The sequence below is a fragment of the Halpernia sp. GG3 genome, assembly GCF_052976925.2.
The window spans coordinates 308511-326577 of sequence record NZ_JBRIIR020000017.1 but is presented as its reverse complement, the minus strand read 5'-3'; the positions used below and the strand labels follow the sequence as shown (position 1 = coordinate 326577).

Sequence of the window (18067 nt, the reverse complement as noted above, 5' to 3'; positions counted from 1 at the left end):
TATGTTTTAATCTGCAATAATATTGGCGAATAAGATTAAAATTTCTTATTAAACGGTATTAATCTCAATGGGATTTAACGGGCGTGAAAATGTTTATTTTTTTTCAAGTTAACCGACTTCTATGAACAGAAATCTTCAAAATAGAAAAAGCCACCCGAAAGGCAGCTTTTTTTATATCAATTATATTTACTTTACTCTAATTCTGTGCAACATTACTCGCGTCATCGAAATTACTGCTTATTATTCTCTTTGCAAACATAAATTTTGACGTCCAATAACTATCATTAAAAAGTGAAGAGATCATTACTCCTTTTGAGGTAGCTGCATGTATGAATTTTACTTCACCTTCCGCCGTTACTTCTTCTACTATACCTACGTGAGAAATTCTACCGCCGCCATGAGAAAAGAATACTAAATCACCTTTCTGTAAATCTTCTTTAGAAACTGTCTCGCCTTCTGATGCTTGGGAAGCTGCCACTCTTGGTAAATTCATACCTACAGCAGCACCAAAAACTGAAAGAACAAATGCTGAGCAATCAATGCCGTTTCTGGTCATACCTCCAAATCTATACGGCGTTCCGATATAAGATTCAGCAACGCTTAAGATTCCATCAATTGTTTTAGAGTGTCTTATTACTTTAGCAATCTCCGCATTTTTAATTGCAGAATTTACACTTGCAATCATTGCTGCTGGATTGACCTTAAAACTGCTTAAAAGTTCTTTTTTATCGTTTTCTAATTGTTGAGAATCTATAGCAGCAAGTTTGGCACTTGATTTGTACTGAACCGGGTATAAATTTGGAGCAGATACTACGTAATTAGATACACAAGACTGTAATGAAATAGCAGTACAGGTTGCAACCAAATAAAACAAAAATCTTTTCTTCATGTAATTTATTAATTATCTTATGGTAATTATATTTTAATGCGACACAAAAGTACCGAATGCTCAAAAAGTTTTAAGTACAAAAGATTTACGCTAACCCTATTTTAACATACTTTAACGCTTTTTAATTTCTTGTTAAAAGAAAACCGCCTGCAACTTAATGTCCAAGTGGATTAACTAATACTCAATTTTGTGATTTGTTAACATTAATTTATTTCTCTATCACTATTATATAAAAAGACATCATCCAAAAATATATGAATGATGTCTTTTGTATATTGTGGAACCGTAAAATTATTGTCTCTGTGGAACCCCCCCTGTACTGCAGTTATATTTTTTAAAACCAGATAAGGTGACTTGTTTTCGTGAGCTTGGCTTCCACCTGTTGTACCTATTATTTTAGATTTCATAAGGGTATTTGCCGTTAAAGTAGAATATTCTTTGTCTAATTTCTTCGTATTTGCCGGTAAATTTCCTGTCGCCGCAGCGTTATTTCCATCAGCGGTTACCGCATTCACTTTATGGGTATGGCTTTGGTAACTCGTTAGTAGTTAATGTTACTTTTTCTAAACCACCTTGGCTTCCCTGAGGATAATCTGACAATCCCGGACCCCGCCCACTATTTACTAAAACTCTACCCTGCATATTTGGTAATGCAAAGGTTGTTCTTCCATCGTCACCATATTGTGTTCCCATTAAGTAAAACAGCGGTTGATATTGTGTGATTAGCAATAACTGTCCATTACATTCTGCCCATCCTCTTGGTGCAAAATCAAAAGCAACTTATTGAATCTGACCCCTGCGCTTTTATATCTGATAAACTCAAAGCGATTATTAAAAATAATATTAATTTTTTCATGATATTCTAAAGTTTGATAGTTTGTTTTAAATCTATTTTTTAATAAATTTTATTCTTTTTATAACTGTATTTTCTGTCTCGAGCTCAAGTAAATAAAAGTCCGCAACTAATTTTGAAACATTAATTGTTGACTTATTTTTATAATTTAACCGAAAATTTTAAAAGTAAAAAGTAAAATTTTTTCATAAAAAAAAGAATGAGTTCTATAAATTTCTTCGTAGAACTCATCCCAACATTAAAAAAAATAAACTATTAGAACTTAATAATCTGTAAAAACAGACTATTTCTGTGGCGGTATTTGATGTTTCATCATTTTATTTCGCATCATGCCTTCCGTCTGAAAAAGTTGAAGCACTTTTTGTGGCTTAATAACTTGATTAAACTTTTCCGCATATTCTTTTCTTAAATCCAAAAGCTGCTGACCAACCTCGAAACTATTTCCTAACTCTAAATTAGCCTCATCTTCAGTCATTTCATTATAATTTCTCTGGGCTTTAAATTTATTCTTGATCTGTCTTTGCTTTGCCTGATAGTCGTTATATATTTCAATAAAATTATTTTTTTGACTTTCAGGAATCTGCAATTCAGACAAAACTAAATCTTCTTTAAATTGTTTCAAAGCCTCCGATTTCTCTTTTTGGCTCATGTTTTTTATTTCCGCTTTTCTTTCCTGAAGTCCCATTTGCAATAGAGAAGTACGCTGTGCCGCAATATCTTTAAAAACGAATAGAAGAAAAAAACCCGCGATTATTATTTTTAATTTCATGCCCTGTTAATCTTTAATTATACAAATCTAAATAAACATCTTGTTCAGAATTATTACTTAATGAAGCAATTTCTGAGGAAGAAAAACCATCCAAAACATTATCGATCTGTGCTTCAGTTGGTGAATTGGTTCGCATTTTATTTACAGTTGCCAAATCTGTATTACCCTTGCTTTGTTTGATACCATTTAGATGCGAAACTTTTTGTGAAGTTAAATTAGCCTCATCTGAATCATTAGTATCGCTCATATCCGGTGTGTTTTGTGCGACAGCATCACCTGAACTTGTAAAAGCCTGAGCTGCTGAATTTTGCTGTGGTACCACCTCATTTTGTGCCGTTAATTGAGTTTTTGCAGCAGTTTCTTTATTACTATTTGTATTTATTAAAAAATTAGCAGTAAAAATCAATAGTAGTAACGCCGCTGCGGCATAAATCCATTTTAAATTAAAAACTGGCGTTTGTGTCTTACCCAATGTTTTTTGCAAAACATTGTTTTGTACTAATTCAAAAGTATTTTCAGGTAATTTATAAGGTGTCTCCCGACTTAACTTTTCTATATCTAAATTTTCCATTTGTTTAAATTTCTTCAGAATTCAATTTTATAAAATCCTCTATTTTTTGTTTTGCGTAATGATAATTTGTTTTGCACGTCCCAACTGACATATCTAAAACTTGTGAAATTTCTTCATAAGGCATTTCATCATAGTAGCGCATTGTGAAAACCAACTTTTGCTTTTCGGGTAGCGTGTGAATTGCTTTCTGTAATAAGATCGTAATCTCTTCGCCTGTCGCAACCGCGCTATCAGCTGTTAAGTTTTGCAAATAATATTCAGCATCTTCATCACTCTTCTGCATTTTCTTCATCTTGTTTAATTGTTGAAGTGCTTCATTTGTTGCAATTCTATAAAGCCAAGTATACAATTTACTTTCCTTTTTAAACTGGTGAAAGTTTGTGAAAGCCTTTATAAATGTATCCTGCAAAACATCCTGCGCTAAAGCATGGTCTACGATTAAACGTCTAATGTGCCAATAAAGCCTGCTGGTAAGTGTCGATCAAATGCACGAAGTCCTTTCCTGGCTTCGGGTTTTGACGTCCATCCATAATTTCTTGTGGTAACATTCATTTGGACATGTACATTCTTTGATAAGAAATGTTAAAAGTTAAATCTTAAATCACAAGAAAACTAACCTCAAAAGTAACAAAGTTTAATCCAGTAAAATTAATGAAAAATTAAATTTATCTTAAAGATTGCGTGAATTTTTTATATTTTGTCTAATGAAAATTGTAAAACTGGGCTTTGGAAATGTTGATATTACTTAGCGAAAGCGTTTACATTAAATAAAATTGAAATATTACAAGTTTTCGGTAGAAATGGAAACGATTTAAAAGAAATAAGCGATAAATTTAATATTCCTTTTTCCACCTCTAAACTGGCAGATGCAGACTTATATATGATTGCCGTAAAAGATGAATCCATTAGAGATGTTTCTAAGTTAATTACAATTAAAAATTGTCTAGTTGCGCATACTTCAGGATCTTTGGAAAAAGAAAAACTTAATGGAGATTATAGAAAAGCAAGTTTTTACCCCTTACAAACATTTTCTAAAACTAAAAGTTTAAATTATACTAAAATTCCTTTTTTCATAGAAGCAGAAAATGAGCGCGATTTGGATTTACTTAAAACTTTAGCGTTGAAGATTTCCTCTAAAGTGATCAAGTCAAATTTTGAGCGAAGAAGGTACATCCATTTAACGGCCGTTTTTGCGTGTAATTTCACCAATCATCTTTTTGCAAAAGCCAAAGAAATTTCAGATGGTCAAAATATTCCATTTGAATGTTTTTTCCCTTTAATAGATGAAACTGTTCAAAAGATTTATGAAATTTCCCCGAAAGATGCGCAAACTGGGCCAGCAATAAGAGAAGATGATGAAGTTTTAAAATCGCACGAAAAACTAATAATTGATCAAGATGCTAAAGCCATTTTTGAGGTGATGAATAATTCCATAAAAAACATGTACAAAAAATAAAAAAGTGAGTTATAAAAATAAATTAAAATACATTAAAGCCTTCGTATTTGATGTTGATGGAGTTTTCACAGATGGAAGTATTTATCTTTTACCTGATGGAAGTATGGCTCGCGTAATGAATGTTTTAGATGGTTTAGCTGTTGTGAAAGCCACTAAATCTGATTATTTTATCGGAGTAATTACGGGCGGGAATGATCCGATGGTTAAAAACCGTATAGAATATTTAGGAATAAAAGATTATTACCCAAAATCGCATAACAAATTAAATGATTATCAAAATTTCAAATCAAAATATAATTTAAATGATGAAGAAGTTCTTTGCATGGGCGATGATATTCCGGATATAGAAATGATGGAACTCGCAGCAATTTCCGCCTGTCCGAAGAATGCCGTGCCAGATGTTAAATTAATTTCAGATTACGTTTCACCAATGGAAGGTGGAAAAGGCGCCGTTCGAGATGTGATAGAGCAAGTGATGAAAGTGCAGGGAACCTGGCTTGAAGATAATACGCAATCAGTTTAAATGAAATTATTATTAGCCTCAGAATCGCCGCGGCGAAAAGAACTTTTAGCAAGTTTGGGTTATGATTTTAAGACCGTAAAATTAAATTGCGAAGAAATCTATCCTAAAGATTTAGCTTTTGAAAAAGTTGCGGCGTATTTGTCAGAACTAAAATCCTCGACTTTTAGAGTATTAAAAGAAGACGAAGTTTTATTAACAGCCGATACCATTGTCGTGATTAACAAAGAAATTTTAGGAAAACCAAAATCAGCAAATGAGGCAAAGGCGATGCTACAAGTGCTATCTGGTAACATGCACGAGGTTTTCACGGCCGTCACTTTAAGAACAAAAGAAAATTTAATCACAAAAACTGATGTGGCAAAAGTCTACTTTGATGATTTAACGTCTGCGGAAATTGAATATTACATCACACATTTTCAGGTTTTAGATAAAGCCGGGAGTTATGGTATACAAGATTGGCTGGGAATGGCTAAGATTAAAAAAATAGATGGTAACTTTTACACAATTATGGGTTTTCCAACACATTTAGTTTATCAAATGTTACAAAATAGGCTCTAATTTCAATTAAAAAATTTACTATTTTTACAAAAAACTCTGTTATGCGATACTAAAATCGGGTTTCCTTAGTTATATATCTATTTATGAAAAAACTATTATTTTTTCTTTTCAGTTCTTTCTTAATTATTTCTTGCTCCACCCGTAAAAAAACGAGTGATTCTACTTTTATGAATGGTTTTTTCACTTATTACAACACTTTATTTAATAGCAAAGAAGCGCTGGAAACCGAATTAAAAAACAGAGACAAATCCCATAAAGATAATTTCTATGCGCCATATATTCAGTTACTTACTTACGAAGATGACTCATCGTTATTAAACAATTTAAATAGTGGAAATGCCCCAGAAAATATTCCCTCGTTTTCTAACGACAGACTTGGAGCCCCTTCTCCGAACGGCAATAATAGCAATGGCAATTCAGCCTCAAAAAGTGCAACTATCTTACAAATTTCTGAAGCGAAAGCACTAAAAGCAATTGATAAATATGCTGTCCTTAAAAATGGAGTAGAAAAAAACAAGAAAATGTTTGATGCGCACCTGATATTGGCTCAATCAAGAATTTACCAAAATAAACCTTTGGAAAGTTTAGATGCTTTGAACTATATTTTTGCGCACATGAAAAAGGATAAAAGGTTGCCATTGGCGAAAATTTATGAGGCTTTTGCTTATTCCAAAATGGAAAACTATTATAAGTCCAATGAGCTTTTTCTAGACTTAAAGAAAAACAAAATAAAGAAGGATTACCGCAAACTTGCAAGCCTTTATTACTCAGAAATGCTTTTAAAATATAATAAAAAGGACGCGGCAATTGATGAGTTAGAAAATGCTTATGTTCTAAATAAAAACAAAAAAATCCGTAGCAGAGTTTCATTTTTAAGAGGTCAAATTTTGGCAAATTTAGGCAAGAATGAAGACGCTCGCGAAAGCTTTGTGACCGCGTATAAAAATGCAAATGACTTTGAATTTGAGGTAAAATCTCAAGTAGAAATTGCAAAAACATTTAATGGCAAAGACGATGATTACGAAGGTGCTAAAAATTATTTAGAAAAAATCAGCAAAAAAGGAATTTACGGCAGCCGAAAAAATGAATTTTATTATGCCCTTGGATTAATGGCAAATAAAGCGGAAAAACCCGATGAGGCCAAGGAATTTTTTGCAAAATCTTTAAAGGAAAAAATATCTGATCCACAGATCAGAGGTTTAGACTATTTTGAAATTGGTAAAGCTTATTTTGATAAAGATGATTATCTGTCTGCAGGTGCTTATTATGATTCTGCTTTAGTTGTGATGAATTATGAACCCACCAAAATTTTATTAAAAGAGCAGTCTGGAAACATTAAAAAATTGACTGCCAATTACTACCTTATTAAAAAAAATGACAGCATTTTAAGTCTTGCAAAAATGACAGAAGCTGAAAAGGTATCTTATTTTACAAAATATATTGACGGTATAAAAGCTAAAGAAGATGCAGCATTAGCACAACAAAAACGAGATGAACATAGCAAAGGTTTTGATACAGGAGATTATAATGCTAATTCTATTTTTAATACATCCGGCGCAAGTAATTTTCAGGATAATACAGGAATTTCATCTAAAGGCTTTTATTTTGCAAATCAAAATGCAGTTTCAAAAGGCGAATCTGACTTTAAAAGAACTTGGGGCGATCGTTCTTTAATTGATAATTGGCGTACATCTGTACGCGTAAATACACTTCAGGATTTAAAAGATGAAGCTTTAGGAAAAACTTCCACCAAAGATCCAAGAAGATTAGAAACGAGTTTCTACATTGAAAAAATACCAACTGATGGAGCTGCAATTTTTGCTTTGAAAAAAGCACGGGATACCGCAAGTTTAGGATTAGGCAGAATGTTTGATGCTTATTTCGGCAATACAAAATTAGCGACAAAAACCCTTTATGATCTGGTTGATGTAAAACCGGAAGACGATGTAAAATTGCAGGCATTATACCAAATTTTCTCAATGAATCATGAGAAAAATCCACCAGCGGCAGAACGCGCAAAGGCGCTAATTTTAAGTGATTTTCCATACAGTTCTTATGCAGAATATGTGAAAAATCCTAAAAACAATAACTTTTCACAATCTTCTCCAGATGTTGAAAAAACTTATGCAGAAGCTTTTGATTTATACCAAAAGGAAAAATTTGAGGAATCTAAAAAAGTAATTGAAAAGGCTCTAGAAAAATATCCTAAAGATGGTTTAGTTCCAAAATTTACCTTGCTAAATGCCTTTAATAATGGCAAAACTTCCGGAAAAGAAATTATGATTTTGCAATTAGAACAGATCGCACTAAACTATAGCAAAACTGCAGAAGGGGAAAAAGCAAAGGATATGTTGAAATATCTCAAAAGCGAAATTTCAGTAGAAAAAACGGATGTAACTGGTCAGAAAGTTATAGAAAACAATTTGATTAAACCTACTTCTGAGACTAAAACATCGCAGCTGCAAGATCCTGCAATTGAGGGAGAAGCATTAAAGGGTATCCGGAGTGGAAATCAACAAATTGGACCACCAATTTTAAAAAATCGATCGAAAAGTCCAGTAAATTAAAGTCAAATTCTTTTTTTAGCTTTTATACCCTGAAAATCTTTTAAATAAAAAGGCTCGAAATAGGCAATGTCTTCAAAGTCTTTGCTGATAAATTTATCTACCGCTTTTTTAATTAAAAACTGCGCTGAAGGATAAACCTTTTCTCCAAATTCTGCAGACGAAAAATTTAAAATATCCTGTGCTTTTATTGCGCCGTCGCCGATAAATAGCGTTTTTTTGTTGGTGTATGCGGCGAAAGAATTTTCATCTAAAATTAATGCCTCTGTTTTTGAAATTACGTCACCTAATTTATTATAAATAGAAGTGTAAACTTCCATTCTTCTTGCATCAATTAGAGGAATAATAAAATCAAATTCCTGATTTAAAAATGGTTCAACCATAGAATCCATCGAAGCAACAGAAATTAGGGGGATATTTAAGCCAAAACAAAACCCTTTCGCTGAAGCTGCACCAATTCTCAATCCTGTGTAAGAACCTGGCCCTTTTCCGAGACAAACCGCGTCTAAATCCTGCAATTTTATTTCTGCGCCTTCCAAAGCCCATTCTACAAACTGATGTAGCGATTCTGACTGCTTATAATTTTCAGAAACTTCTTCACATAAACAAAGTAGTTCTTCGCCTTCAGAAATGGCGACAGAGCAGTTTTTTGAGGAGCTTTCGAGATACAAAATTTTCATGGTGCAAACTTAAAATAATTTTTAAATTCTTCGGTAAATTGTTCTTGGTTCGGCTTGCGCCGTGGGATAAATTGCAACTTCTGCAATTGAAACATGTTTCGGAGCATTTATAATATACGCGATTAAATCTGCGATATCTTCTGGCTTCAAAGCTTCATAACCATCATAAACTTTCGCCGCGCGTTCATTATCTCCTTTAAATCTTACTTTAGAAAAATCTGTTTCAACCGCGCCAGGCTGTACATTAGATACTTTGATTCCAAACTCCGTTAGTTCCAAACGCATTCCTTCAGAAATTACATCAACGGCCCTTTTTGAAGCACAATAAACAACACCATTTACATAGGTTTGTCTTGCGGCAACTGAAGAAATATTTACGATATGACCAGAGTTTTTTATTTTCATACCCGGAATTATTTCTTTTGAAACATATAAAAGCCCTTTAATAGTACTGTCAATCATCGCATCCCAATCTTCCACATTTCCTTCTGATAATGGTTCCAAACCATGTGCATTTCCAGCATTATTAATTAAAATATCAATATTTTGCCAGTCATTTGGTAAACTTTGAAAAGCTTTTTTAACCTCCTCATTTGAACGGACATCAAAATTTAAACTAATTACTTCTGTGTAATCTAAAAGTTCCTTGGTTAAATTTCCTAAAATTTCTTCCTTTCTTCCACATAAAATTAATCGATAATTTTGCGTGGCTAAAAGTTTGGCTGTCGCTTCACCTATTCCCGAAGTGGCACCTGTTATTAATACTGTTTTCATTTATTCAAAATTTTTTTTAATTTTATTAATTGCTGTCAATACTTTCAAAAGCATTAATAATATGTGTGATTTGAAGTTTCTTTTTGTCATCCGGAAGAATCGTGATCACATCAAATCTGGTATTCAGATCCTTTTTATAATTTTCAGAAAATTCGTTAGCAGCAGAAATTAAAAGTCTCATTTTCTTTCTATTAATGGCTTCTTGCGGCTCCATAAAAGCATCCGTACTACGCGCTTTGACTTCAATTATAATTATCTCATTTTCAAATTCTGCGATAATGTCAATTTCAGCCTTCATGAATCTAAAGTTCCGCACTAAAATTTTATACTTTAAATCTTCTAAAAATTTAACAGCCAAATCTTCTGCAAGTTTTCCAAATTCGTTGTGATCTGCCATTATTTTCGAAATTGATAAGCCCACAAAATCAATAAAATTTGGAGTGGTAAACGTAACACCGTAATCCAAAAATATTTGTCGTGGGCGATATAGTAATCTTTCGCCATTTCTATATTTGCCGGAAATACCGCGACAAACAAAAGAATTGCAAGATAGGCTCCGAAAGTTTGAGTTTGTGGAAAAAGTAGAAGTAAACCACAAATAATTTCAACTAATCCACTTAGATAAACCAATTTTAAATGAAATGGAATATAACTCGGCATTATTTTTATGAAAAAAAGAGGCCTTGCAAAATGCATTGATCCCGCGAACAATAGTGTTGCGACAAGCAAATATTTTGAATATACCATTTTATACTAAGTGTTTTACCTGATTGATTTTCCCGACTTTTAAACTAATATTTGAGCCCATTATTAGTGGCTTATTTTCAAAAATATGTCCGTTTGGAAAGCCAAAAAGAGTGGGGAATTTATATTTTGAGATTCGTTCTGAAATAATTTGATAAGCCATTTCGTCAAAACTATCTTCATAATCTTTATTTTCATCTTCGTCGCCCATATTGAACATTCCGCCAATAATTAGACCGTTTATTTTTTTGAAAACTCCAGCTAATTCCAGACTCATGATCATTCTGTCTAAAGCGTAAAAATTCTCACCTATTTCTTCTATAAATAATATTTTGTCTATAAAATCAAAAGAATATTTAGTGCCTAAAAGCGCATAAACTAAAGTTAAATTCCCGCCTATTAAAGTTCCGTCTGCGTTTCCGTCCTTATTATAATGGTTTTTATCGATTTTATAATTAGGAAGTTTTCCCTTTAATATTTGAAATGTTTGATCATAACTTTCTTCAGAAACGCCAAAAGACGAAGTTTTTAAAGTTTGTCCATTAATTGATGCGAAACCTTTTTTAAGCAAATAACTTTGAATTGCTGTATTGTCAGAATAACCAATAAACCATTTCGGTTTTTCCCTAAAATCTTTTAAACTTAATTTCTCTAATAAATGCATGCATCCATAACCTCCGCGTGTTGTCCAAATTGCAGAAATTTCCGTATCATTTAAAGCCCAATTTAAATCTGAAAGCCTTTCATCTTCTGTTCCCCCATATTTATATCCATGATCGTAACTGCCAAATGTGTGTTGACCAAAAATAGCTTTATAACCATTTGATTCAATTAATTTTAACATCCTTTCAACCGTCGATTTTTCAACAAAACCGGCTGGAGAAATTACAGCAATTTTGTCACCTTTTATTAAAGATCGTGGATATATAATTTTCTTCATCTGTGTTTTAAAGAATGTTCCTTTTGTTCTGCTTTTTCTAATCTTTTATCAAACTGGTTGAATTTTTTAAAACTTTGAAGGAAGATTAATAAACTAAATAATATTAAGATTATTCCCACACTTTTACGTATTGTGTTGGCTAATTTTTGGGTTAATTTGTAATGAAATTGTTTCGCTAAAAATATTTTTATTAAATCCACTGAAAGGTATGTTCCAATTACGAGCGTGATATAAAGTATAAATTCACTTGTTTTTGGGTAAGAACTTCTCACGGAAATTACGGTTACCAACCAAAACAAAACAACCCCAATATTTAAAAAATTAAGGAAAAAGCCATTGAAAAAGGTTCTAAAATAATTTTGATCAATCATTTTCTGCTCGCCTTTTAGGTGCATATTTGTTTTAGAAACAATCATGTAAATAGCATAAACGAAAATAATAAATGCAGAAATTCTGTAAAATCCTGGGTGTTGATCAATAATATTAACCAGATCATCGCTTGCAAAATAGGCGGCACATATACAAAGTAAGTCTGCAGAGATTACACCGAAGTCAAGTGCTAATGCATGTTTTGGGCCTCGGTTAAAACTGGTTTCAATTAAAAGAAAAAATATGGGACCTATAAAAACCAAGCTGAGCATTAATCCTAAAATGATGGCCAAAAAAATTAATTCAAGCATTTTCTAAAATTTATTAATTACTTTTATTTTTTAGAAAATTAATTTGAAACTATTTTAAAATCCAGTTGCTTGGCAATTAAATTTGCTTTAACCACTTTTATTCTCAACTCATCACCCAATTGGTATTTATTGCCGGATTGTTTGCCGTAAACAGCGTGTGTGGCTTTATTGTAAGAGTAGGAATCATCCATTAGATCTCTTAATTTAATTAACCCTTCAGCACCATTTTCTGGTATTTGCACCCAAAACCCAAATTCTGCAACACCCGAAACAACGCCGGTAAATTCTTCATTCAGATGCGCCTGCATGAATTTCACTTGCATAAATTTAATAGAATCCCGCTCTGCTTCCGCTGCCAAGCGTTCCATAGAACTGCAGTGTTTGCATTTTTCTTCATATTCCGGTTTATAAGGCGATCTTCCACCATCTAAATAATGCTGTAATAATCGGTGTGCAATTAAATCTGGATAACGTCGGATTGGTGATGTAAAATGCGAATAATAATCGAATCCTAAACCGTAATGGCCGATTGGATCGGTAGAATAAATGGCTTTACTCATACTGCGCATCGCCAAAGTTTCAATCATATTCTCTTCGCCTTTTCCCTGAACGTCCTGCAATAATTTATTTAAAGATTGCGCCACTTTTTTTGTATTTGCCAGATCCATTTTGTAACCAAAACTTCCCACAAAATCCCGTAATGCTTCTAATTTTGCAGGATCCGGATCTTCGTGAATTCTGTAAATAAAAGTATTTTGAGTAGGCTTTCCTTTTTTTAAGGACACGAATTCAGACACTTTTTTATTTGCCAGAAGCATAAATTCTTCAATCAAGTGATTGGAATCTTTGCTTGTTTTAAAATAAACTCCGATTGGGTTGCTATTTTCATCGAGATTAAAGCGGACTTCACTTCTGTCAAAAGTAATGGCACCATTTTCAATTCTCTCTTTCCTCAAAATTTTTGCAAGTCGGTCCAAAGTCAAAATTTCTTCAACCAAATCCCCTTCTTTATTCTCAATTCTTTCCTGCGCATCTTCATAAGCAAAACGACGGTCAGAGTAAGTAATCGTTCGGCCAAACCATTCACTCACAACTTCTGCCTTATCATTCATTTCAAAAACGGCGGAAAACGTATATTTTTCTTCATTTGGACGAAGTGAGCAAACTTCATTACTCAAAACTTCCGGAAGCATCGGTACAACACGATCTACAAGGTAAACCGATGTCGCACGTTTGTAGGCTTCATCATCTAAAAGAGTTCCCGGCTGCACATAATGCGAAACATCTGCAATGTGAACACCAATTTCCCAATTTCCATTTTCTAATTTTTGGATTGAAAGTGCATCATCAAAATCTTTTGCATCTTTCGGGTCAATTGTGAAAGTGCAGATTTTACGCATATCGCGGCGTTTTTCTAATTCTTTTCCACCAATCCTTTTGTCAATATTTTCCGCCTCTCTTTCTACTTCTGGTGGAAATTCATATGGCAAACCATATTCTGCTAAAATTGAGTGAATTTCTGTTTCATGATTTCCCGGCGTTCCTAAAACCTGAATAATTTCACCTGTCGGATTTTTATTTCCCGGTTCCCAATTAAGCATTTTTACAACTACTTTCTCACCGTCTTTTGCCTCATTGAAATGATTTCTTGAAATAAAAATATCTGTATTTAATACTTTTTTGTCGCAAACTACAAATCCAAAATCTTTATGCTCAATCAATTGAAACACACCAACAAATTCTGTCCGGTTTCTTTCGATTACTTCTACTACAGAACCTTCTAACTTCTTTCCTTTAAAATTATAGGTGACGATTAAAACTTTATCGCCCTGCAAAGAATCTTTTACATTTTTTTGGTGAATGAATACATCATCTTCCAGTTCATCAACTTTCACATAAGCGTTTCCACTTTGGTTAAAATCAATTTTACCAGTTAAAGTGCCTTTAATTTTAAGGTTGATTATGTATTTTCCTTTTTCAACTTCTTTTATCTTTTCACTTGCCAAAAGTTTATGCAACGCCTGAATAACTTGCTCTCTTTGACGTGGATTTTTATGATCAATTCCATCTGAAATCTGTTTATAATTATAGATCTTAGTAGAATTTTCATTCATAAATCTCACAATCAATCTTCCAATTTCCTGAAGTTTATTATTATTTTTATCGCTTTGATATTTCTTTTTACTCATATATTTATTTTAAATCTAAAAGGAAATTTAGAATTATTTTTTTTAACAGGAAATTTTGTTTACTCTGTCCTGATGCCTTCCGCCTTCAAAAGCAGTATTTAAAAATGCTTCAACCATTGCAATTGCCAATTCTTCAGAAACAAATCTCGCAGGAATAGAAATCATATTTGCATTATTATGTTGGCGCGACAGTTGTGCAATTTCCACTTCCCAGCAAAGTGCACATCTTATTCCTTGATGTTTATTTGCTGTTATTGAAACACCTTCACCACTTCCACAAATTAAAATTCCAAAAACATTATCATTATTTTCAACAGAACTTGCAGCAGGGTGAACAAAATCTGGATAATCTACTGAATCTTCAGAATAAGTTCCAAAATCCTGCACTTCAAAATCAAATTTTAAATGATTTTTAATCAGCTCTTTGTACTTAAAACCTGCATGATCTGCTGCAATTGCTATTTTCATATTTTTCCTTTAATACAAATTTAAGGTTTAATTGGTAGAAGTAATATGGTTTGGCTTAAAATTATATTACAAAATATTAGAAAATAAACATTAAATAATTGTCAGTAAAAGAATTAGACAATTTAAATTACACTTTGTTAAAGAAATCCAAAATTTTGTTAAGAAATAACAAATAGACTGTGGATAAGTTTTTATTTTTTTGTCTTTTTTACCTCAATTTTTATTTCTAATGGAAATTTAATTTTTATTTTATTCAAATTACTTTTTCAAAGTTTTCAAAGTTTTCTTAGAATTTTTCCATAGAACTATTATACACAAAATAAATTTTTCAACTTTACTAACAATTGCTTGTAAAATGATTAACTATTTGATTTCAATACTTTTAGAGTGTTGGTAAACTACCAGTTATTTAACTTTTAAATGAATAGAAATAAATAAAATTACTTTTCCACAATTCTAATAAGACCAACAACAATACTCATACTCTTTTTTAATAATAAAGAAATATAATGATGAATGAATAGGTTTTGTGAGTAGGGTAACTTTTCGATTTATATTTTTTTAAAATGGTTTAGAAATCCTAAATTTGCTAAAGTCAAAACAAAAAAATTATGCAAAATATTTCCGATTTCGATTTCAAAGATAAAAAAGTGTTGGTCCGTGTGGATTTTAATGTACCGCAAAATGAAAAATTAGAAGTGACGGATGATACCCGTATTTCTTCTGTGAAACCAACTTTAGATCTAATTTTAGATAGAGGCGGTTCAGTGATTTTGATGACACATTTGGGACGACCAAAAGGTGAAAAGAATGATAAGTATTCTTTAAAAAATATTATTCCCACCATTGAAAAAGTCTTGGAAAGAAAAATAAAATTTGCTCAAGATTCGTTGGGAGAAGGAACTGCAAAGATGGTTGATGAATTGAAACCAGGTGAAATTTTACTTTTAGAGAATCTTCGTTTTTATAAAGAAGAAGAAAATGGTGATAAAGATTTTGCAGAAAAATTATCAAAATATGGAGATGTTTATGTGAATGATGCTTTCGGAACAGCGCATAGAGCACATGCTTCGACTGCCGTTATTGCACAATTCTTTCCTTCAACTAAGTTTTTCGGTTTACTGATGGAAAATGAATTAAAAGCAATTGATAAAGTTTTAAATTCTGGTGAAAAACCAATCACTGCAATTCTTGGTGGTTCAAAGGTTTCTTCAAAAATAACAATCATAGAAAATATTCTGCCAGCAATTGATAATTTAATTATTGGTGGTGGAATGGCTTTCACTTTTATTAAAGCGAAAGGTGGTGATATTGGTGATTCTCTTTTAGAAGCGGATAAAATGCAATTGGCTTTAGAAATTTTAGAAAATGCTAAAAAGCATAATGTAGAAGTTTATTTGCCAGTTGATACAATTATTGCGAAAGAATTTAATAATGACGCTGAAAAACAAGAAGTTGATATTTATAAAATCCCAGAACATTGGATGGGTTTAGATGCAGGATCTAAAACATGTCTTTTATTTAATGATGTGATTGTAAATTCTAAAACGATTCTTTGGAACGGACCAATTGGCGTTTTTGAAATGAATAATTTTTCTAAAGGAACTGTGGCTTTAGGTGAGAGTATCGCTGAAGCGACTAAACTTGGTGCATTTTCTTTAATCGGTGGTGGCGATAGTGTTGCGTTCGTGAAACAATTTGGATTTGAAGATAAAGTAAGTTACGTATCAACTGGAGGTGGTGCGATGTTGGAAAGTTTGGAAGGCTTAGAACTTCCTGGAGTTGCTGCAATTACCAAATAGAAATTTTTAAATATTCTTAAAAAAAATAAAACTGATTAAATTGTAGTCAGTTTTTATTTTTGATATATTTAGGTAAAAAATACTGAAATTTTGATTGTAGAAATGTACCAAAATTTTATTTTCTATTTTTTTTCGATAATATATATCAAACTTGAAAATTCGTAGGTTTTTGAGGCCTTAAAATTAGAAATCGCACCAAAGATGAATCCTTTTAACCAAAATAAGGAAGATTTTTTATATTTTTCGCTTAACATCGAAATATAAAATGAATCGAGTAGAAGTGGTCTAATTTTTTTTAGCTTCCAATTTTCGCTTTTACTTTTAATTAAATTTTCCATTCCAGTTTTGGTAAAATGAAAAATATGTCTTGGCACATCATAAGCGGCCCAAAATTTTCCATAATGTTTTGCATCAAAAGAATTGGGATTTGGAATTGCAATAATTAAAATTCCACCTTTTTTTAATTTTAAATGAAATTGATTTAAAACTTCATCTTGATTCTCTACATGTTCGAAAACATGCCATAAAGTAATAGCATCTAAACTTCCATTTGCAATAGAATTTAAGTCAGATATTATTTTTGCTTTGGTTAATTTGTTAAGTGCGGAATTTTTTGCAGATTCGTTCGGTTCAATTCCTAAAGGCTGAAAATCTTTTTCAATATATTTTAAAAATTCACCGGCGCCGCATCCATAATCTAAAATTTTTGGACCAGTTTGTATAAATTTTGAAAGTATATTTTTCTTATAATTTAGATTAAATTTCTGAAAGTATTTATAAAATTTTTCTTTCAAACTGCCAGAATCCTGATGGTGAGAAATATAATTGTTACTATCATAATAAGGACTTAGATCTTCCGGAATAGGGAAGGTTTTAAAGACACCAGAAATTTCTGTTTCTCTTAATTCAAAAGTTTCCTGAGTTAGGAAGTGATCTTTAATTTTCATTTATAAAATAGTAATCAAGATTAATTTAAAACTTTTATTTTTTCAATTTTCGGTGATTGAGAAAGTCCATTTGGATTACATCCTAATTTTCCTTCAGGAACTTCTAAATTTAATTTTTTGTAAAAATCTTTCCAAAATAAATCGGTCTTTCCAGTTTTTGAATTGATGAACGTCATCGGTTTTAGTTCAAATATATTAGCTTTTTGAAAACTTCTTTCAATAAAATCTGAGCAGTAGTAAGAATTTTCATTTAAAATATAACTTGTATTATATGGCTTGCCGAGCATCGAATTTGCCGTAATTATAGCATCGGAAATTGCGGATCGATATTGAGACTTTAGACGGTAAAGAATAACTTTAGTGTGATGGTGATTTTTTAAAAACTCTTTAAAGGAAATTTTACTGGAACCATTTTTTGTAGAAGACTCCAAAACTGCTATTTTGCTTTCTGTTTTTTCTACAATTGCAATATGATCAAATGAAATTGATTGATTATTTTGTGTTACGCGGCTGATTGCGCCAGATAAATTTTCTGTTTGTGCTTGTACAAATAGTAAATCACCATTGTGAATCTGCGCCAATTTTGAAATACTACAGCTTTGAGTTAGAAAGAGGAATATTATTAAATTGAAAAACTTCATATGTATAATGTTTCACGTG

At 31.8% G+C, this 18067-nt stretch carries 21 protein-coding genes; 5 read left to right on the top strand and 16 right to left on the bottom strand.

The window, feature by feature from the left end:
- Positions 1-196 precede the first annotated feature (196 nt).
- From ACVBED_RS10945 to ACVBED_RS10920, 6 genes are all read right to left on the bottom strand, one after another.
- Positions 197-889 (bottom strand): C40 family peptidase, encoded by a 693-nt coding sequence (locus ACVBED_RS10945; RefSeq protein WP_473095009.1) that lies wholly within the window; start codon positions 887-889, stop codon positions 197-199.
- Between the two features lie 203 nt (positions 890-1092).
- Positions 1093-1404 carry a hypothetical protein gene (locus tag ACVBED_RS10940; protein WP_473095008.1) on the bottom strand — a complete coding sequence of 104 codons (312 nt, stop codon included), beginning with the start codon at positions 1402-1404 and terminating at the stop codon, positions 1093-1095.
- 1 nt (position 1405) lies between these two features.
- Positions 1406-1618 carry a phage tail protein gene (locus ACVBED_RS10935; protein ID WP_447120304.1) on the bottom strand — a complete coding sequence of 71 codons (213 nt, stop codon included), beginning with the start codon at positions 1616-1618 and terminating at the stop codon, positions 1406-1408.
- 407 nt (positions 1619-2025) lie between these two features.
- Complete coding sequence (locus tag ACVBED_RS10930; protein ID WP_447120303.1) at positions 2026-2511, bottom strand: lysozyme family protein; 486 nt, start codon at positions 2509-2511, stop codon at positions 2026-2028.
- 13 nt (positions 2512-2524) lie between these two features.
- Positions 2525-3082 (bottom strand): hypothetical protein, encoded by a 558-nt coding sequence (locus ACVBED_RS10925; RefSeq protein ID WP_473095007.1) that lies wholly within the window; start codon positions 3080-3082, stop codon positions 2525-2527.
- A gap of 4 nt (positions 3083-3086) precedes the next feature.
- Entirely contained in the window at positions 3087-3491 is a 405-nt protein-coding gene (locus ACVBED_RS10920) for an RNA polymerase sigma factor (protein WP_473095006.1), read from the bottom strand.
- A 471-nt stretch (positions 3492-3962) separates the two neighbouring features.
- On the opposite strand from ACVBED_RS10920, the gene ACVBED_RS10915 reads away from it, so the two are divergent.
- The 4 genes from ACVBED_RS10915 to porW all read left to right on the top strand — a co-directional run bounded on the left by ACVBED_RS10915 (position 3963) and on the right by porW (position 8186).
- Positions 3963-4538 (top strand): Rossmann-like and DUF2520 domain-containing protein, encoded by a 576-nt coding sequence (locus ACVBED_RS10915; protein WP_473095005.1) that lies wholly within the window; start codon positions 3963-3965, stop codon positions 4536-4538.
- A 4-nt stretch (positions 4539-4542) separates the two neighbouring features.
- A complete protein-coding gene (locus ACVBED_RS10910; protein WP_473095004.1) occupies positions 4543-5061 on the top strand; it encodes a KdsC family phosphatase in 519 nt (172 codons plus the stop codon).
- Complete coding sequence (locus tag ACVBED_RS10905) at positions 5062-5619, top strand: Maf family protein (RefSeq protein ID WP_473095003.1); 558 nt, start codon at positions 5062-5064, stop codon at positions 5617-5619.
- Positions 5620-5702: 83 nt separating this feature from the next.
- Positions 5703-8186: a type IX secretion system periplasmic lipoprotein PorW/SprE gene (gene porW / locus ACVBED_RS10900; protein WP_473095002.1), complete on the top strand. Its 2484-nt coding sequence runs from the start codon at positions 5703-5705 to the stop codon at positions 8184-8186.
- Between the two features lie 2 nt (positions 8187-8188).
- Here porW and tsaB read toward each other — a convergent pair whose 3' ends face one another.
- From tsaB to rpiB, 8 genes are read right to left on the bottom strand one after another with little or no spacing between them, the layout of a single operon-like run.
- Positions 8189-8863: a tRNA (adenosine(37)-N6)-threonylcarbamoyltransferase complex dimerization subunit type 1 TsaB gene (gene tsaB, locus ACVBED_RS10895; protein ID WP_473095001.1), complete on the bottom strand. Its 675-nt coding sequence runs from the start codon at positions 8861-8863 to the stop codon at positions 8189-8191.
- Between the two features lie 21 nt (positions 8864-8884).
- A complete protein-coding gene (locus ACVBED_RS10890) occupies positions 8885-9637 on the bottom strand; it encodes an SDR family NAD(P)-dependent oxidoreductase (RefSeq protein WP_473095000.1) in 753 nt (250 codons plus the stop codon).
- 25 nt (positions 9638-9662) lie between these two features.
- Positions 9663-10034, bottom strand: a complete 372-nt coding sequence (locus tag ACVBED_RS10885) for a YraN family protein (RefSeq protein WP_473094999.1) — start codon at positions 10032-10034, stop codon at positions 9663-9665.
- Positions 10034-10384: a DoxX family protein gene (locus ACVBED_RS10880; protein ID WP_473094998.1), complete on the bottom strand. Its 351-nt coding sequence runs from the start codon at positions 10382-10384 to the stop codon at positions 10034-10036. Before ACVBED_RS10880 ends, ACVBED_RS10885 begins: the two co-directional genes overlap by 1 nt.
- Position 10385: 1 nt before the next feature.
- A complete protein-coding gene (locus ACVBED_RS10875; protein ID WP_473094997.1) occupies positions 10386-11321 on the bottom strand; it encodes a S66 peptidase family protein in 936 nt (311 codons plus the stop codon).
- Entirely contained in the window at positions 11318-12001 is a 684-nt protein-coding gene (locus tag ACVBED_RS10870) for a LysE family transporter (RefSeq protein WP_473094996.1), read from the bottom strand. The genes ACVBED_RS10875 and ACVBED_RS10870 overlap by 4 nt, the downstream gene beginning before the upstream one ends.
- 38 nt (positions 12002-12039) lie before the next feature.
- Positions 12040-14190, bottom strand: a complete 2151-nt coding sequence (gene rnr / locus ACVBED_RS10865) for a ribonuclease R (protein WP_473094995.1) — start codon at positions 14188-14190, stop codon at positions 12040-12042.
- Between the two features lie 42 nt (positions 14191-14232).
- Positions 14233-14658 carry a ribose 5-phosphate isomerase B gene (rpiB, locus tag ACVBED_RS10860; RefSeq protein ID WP_447120292.1) on the bottom strand — a complete coding sequence of 142 codons (426 nt, stop codon included), beginning with the start codon at positions 14656-14658 and terminating at the stop codon, positions 14233-14235.
- 611 nt (positions 14659-15269) lie between these two features.
- On the opposite strand from rpiB, the gene ACVBED_RS10855 reads away from it, so the two are divergent.
- Positions 15270-16460 (top strand): phosphoglycerate kinase, encoded by a 1191-nt coding sequence (locus tag ACVBED_RS10855; RefSeq protein WP_473094994.1) that lies wholly within the window; start codon positions 15270-15272, stop codon positions 16458-16460.
- Positions 16461-16582: 122 nt separating this feature from the next.
- Here ACVBED_RS10855 and ACVBED_RS10850 read toward each other — a convergent pair whose 3' ends face one another.
- On the bottom strand, positions 16583-17407 hold the full coding sequence (locus tag ACVBED_RS10850; protein WP_447120291.1) for a class I SAM-dependent methyltransferase: 825 nt from the start codon (positions 17405-17407) through the stop codon (positions 16583-16585).
- Positions 17408-17427: 20 nt separating this feature from the next.
- Entirely contained in the window at positions 17428-18048 is a 621-nt protein-coding gene (locus tag ACVBED_RS10845) for a YiiX/YebB-like N1pC/P60 family cysteine hydrolase (protein WP_473094993.1), read from the bottom strand.
- Positions 18049-18067: the final 19 nt, after the last annotated feature.